This window comes from Alkalibacillus haloalkaliphilus C5, assembly GCF_000269905.1.
GTDB classification, from domain to species: domain Bacteria; phylum Bacillota; class Bacilli; order Bacillales; family Alkalibacillaceae; genus Alkalibacillus; species Alkalibacillus haloalkaliphilus_A.
Genome location: NZ_AKIF01000296.1, coordinates 1 through 443, shown reverse-complemented (window position 1 = coordinate 443; position 443 = coordinate 1). Strand labels below are relative to the sequence as shown.

Here is a 443-nt window from a genome sequence, read left to right as displayed (position 1 = left end):
TCTCGTCTTCATTTAGTTGCTTAATCGTTTGTAATAATTCTTCAGTCGTCGTTTCTGTCGGTAAAAAGATTCGTTCAGACTCCATTCCAATCTTACTGCAAGCATTCGCCTTCATCTGAACATACGTGTGAGACGATGGGTTATCACCAACTAGAATGGTCACTAACTTAGGAACAATTCCTTCCTTAGTTAATGAATCAATTGTTCCTTTTAACTGTCCTTTAATCGATTTTGACACTTCTCTTCCGTCTAAAAGCAATGGCTCTTTCACGTTATAACCTCCTGAAAGTTTGAGAGAAAAGTTCTCCTGCCCAGACGACCGACAAAAGTTACATGTAGCTCCCTTATGGTTATTTCCATTTATGTCGTCAGTTACTACATGCGTGATTATTTTTATAACACTTGCAATGCTTTATTAGCAATATCTTTACGGTAAAACACAT

Annotated in this window: 1 protein-coding gene and 1 riboswitch; the gene reads right to left on the bottom strand. The window is 37.2% G+C overall.

Annotation, left to right across the window (positions count from 1 at the left end):
• Positions 1-271, bottom strand: a 271-nt coding sequence (locus A194_RS19120) for a tetrahydrofolate dehydrogenase/cyclohydrolase catalytic domain-containing protein (RefSeq protein WP_040403395.1), incomplete at its 3' end; no start/stop codon positions are given.
• Between the two features lie 31 nt (positions 272-302).
• Positions 303-386, bottom strand: a riboswitch (ZMP/ZTP riboswitch).
• Positions 387-443 lie beyond the last annotated feature (57 nt).